1 protein-coding gene and 1 pseudogene are annotated in these 2,703 nt (G+C 76.0%); both read left to right on the top strand.

The features are described 5' to 3' along the window. Positions 1–1,658 (top strand): annotated as a pseudogene (locus ABZV94_RS41155) (serine/threonine protein kinase); the annotation flags it as partial. A 162-nt stretch (positions 1,659–1,820) separates the two neighbouring features. After that, positions 1,821–2,703, top strand: an 883-nt coding sequence (locus ABZV94_RS41160) for a serine/threonine-protein kinase (protein WP_356350178.1), incomplete at its 3' end; no start/stop codon positions are given.

Here is a 2,703-nt window from a genome sequence, read left to right on the forward strand (position 1 = left end):
TGCGCCAGCGCGGCTTTGCGCCGAGCGCCTTCTTCGCCGACTCCAGCAACCCCTACTTTCCGCAGACACGGCCACCCGCCGACGACGGCACCGGCACGGGCACCACGGCGCCGCCCGGCCGGACAGCCGACCCGTACGGGGTGCGCGGCGCCCCCTGGCACGGCGCCGGACCACGCCCCGGTTCCGGCGGCACACCGGCCCTGGACGACGGCAGCCGTCGACCGGGCCTGCCGGCGGCGGACCCCGCCGTCGGGCAGGCGTCCGTGCCGGGTCAGGGGTACGGTCCGCAGGCGCGCGGGGTGCCTGGGGCCGGTGATCCGGGCGCCGACCGGGCGTACCCCGGACTCGCACCCGCGACGGGCACCGCCCCCGGGGGCGGCGGCTGGGATCAGCCCGGGGGAGCGCGCCGTGGGCCCGGGACCGCGCTGGCCGCCGAGCGGGCGCGGCAGGTGCGGATGACCGTGGTGGGGCCGGTGACCGAGCGCTGGGCGCCGGAGCAGGCCGGGCCCGTGCACGAGAACTGGCAGCTGGCCGCGCCGATCGGCCCGGCCACCGACCTGTGGGCGCTGGGCGCGCTGCTGTTCCGCGCCGTGCAGGGGCACGCGCCGTACCCGGAGGAGTCCACCGCCGAGCTGGTGCAGCTGGTGTGCGCCGAGCCGCCCGCCTTCGCCGAGGAGTGCGGGCCGCTGCGGCCGGTCGTGGAGTCGTTGCTGCGCCAGGACCCCACCGAGCGGCCGGACGTGGAGGAACTGAGCGGCTGGCTGCGGTCGCTGGTGCGGTCCGCGCCCGAGCCGGACGCCGGCACGCACGTCGTGCCCACACCGCCCGCCGACCCGAGCCGGCTGCCGATCGTCCGGCGCCGCGGCGAACTGGTGCGCCGACGGCGTGCCGGACTGCCCGCGGCCCATCCGCACGGCCGGCACAAGCGGGCCCGGGAGGGCGCGGGTTCGCCGCGCAGCCTCGGCCGGACCCTGCTCCTGCTGATCCTGCTCCTGCTGGCCGGCGCGATCGCGTACGCGATGCTCTTCATGCCGAAGCAGGGCGAGAGCGGGGCGGCGGGCGGCGACCGCACCGGCACTGCCGGGCAGACCGGCCCCGCGCCCTCGCACACCCCCAGGCCCTCCGCCGGGCAGAGCGCGCCGGGCGGTGACGCCTCGGCGTCCGCGCCCGCGACCGAGACGCAGACGGGCGGGGACCCCGCCGTCCCCGACGGGTTCACCCTGCGCAGGGACCCGGACGGCTTCCGGGTGGCCGTGGCCAAGGGCTGGGAGCGCACCCCGAGGAACGGCAGCGGCCAGGTGGTCTACGCGCACGGGAACTTCGAGCTGATCGTCGTACCGGGGCGGGACGGCACGTCCGCGTACGGGAGCGATCCGATGGTCTATCAGCGGGACAAGGAGCGCGAACTCCAGCCGTACCGGGACTCCAGCTGGGCCACGGCCACCGGGCTGCGGACCATCGAGGTGGGCGGACGGACCATGGCCGAGGGGCAGTTCACCTGGACCGACGGACAGGGCCGGGACCTGTTCGTGCGCAACATGGCGCTGTTGCTCGACGGCCGCTACCACGTCGTCCAGGTGCGCGGTCCGGAGGCGGAGCGGGACGAGGTGACGCGGTTGTACGAGCAGGCTACCGCGACGTATCGCTACACCGGTTGAGCGGCGTGTATCCGGGGCCGGGGGCCGCAGGCGCGGTTCCCTCTCTCGCGTGGAAATGACCATCGTCACAGTGCGGTTTCCTTGGTACCCCGCTGGTTCCCTGGCGGCAGGCCGGTCCTTAGTCTGACCCTGTCAAGAGCATTGCGGGGCAACGTGAATCAGATGCAGGGCCTGCTCATAGCGGGCCGCTACCGGCTCGCCGACTCCATCGGCAGCGGCGGCATGGGCCGGGTGTGGCGCGCCCACGACGAGGTGCTGCACCGGCGGGTCGCCGTCAAGGAGTTGACCGCCGCGCTCTACGTCTCCGACAGCGACCGGGCCGTGCTGCTCGCCCGCACCCGGGCCGAGGCCCGGGCCGCCGCGCGCATCAACCACTCCGCCGTCGTCACCGTGCACGACGTCCTGGAGCACGACGGACGCCCGTGGATCGTGATGGAGCTGGTCGAGGGCGCCTCGCTGGCCGACACGGTCAAGGAGCGGGGCCGCGTGGAGCCCGCGGAGGCCGCGCGGATCGGGCTGTGGGTGCTGCGGGCGCTGCGCGCCGCGCACTCCGCCGGGGTCCTGCACCGGGACGTCAAACCCGGCAACGTCCTCCTCGGCGCGGACGGCAGGGTCCTGCTCACCGACTTCGGCATCGCCCAGATCGAGGGCGACACCACCATCACCCGCACCGGAGAGGTCGTCGGCTCGGTCGACTATCTGGCCCCGGAGCGGGTGCGCGGCCACGATCCCGGCCCGGCCTCCGACCTGTGGGCGCTCGGCGCCACGCTGTACACGGCGGTCGAGGGGCGCTCGCCGTTCCGGCGGACCTCGCCGCTGAGCACCATGCAGGCGGTCGTGGAGGAGGAGGCGGACGAGCCGCGCCACGCCGGTCCGCTCACCCCGGTCATCGCCGCGCTCCTGCGCAAGGATCCGGCCCGGCGGCCGGGCGCGGAGGAGGCCGAGCAGATGCTCGCCGAGGCGGCGGAGGGCCGCCGGCCGCGGGCGGCCCAGGTCTTCGTGCCGACCCAGGGCTCGGGCATCCCCACGGCCACCGACCGCCGCC

The sequence above is a fragment of the Streptomyces sp. NPDC004658 genome, assembly GCF_040609555.1.
Classification (GTDB): domain Bacteria; phylum Actinomycetota; class Actinomycetes; order Streptomycetales; family Streptomycetaceae; genus Streptomyces.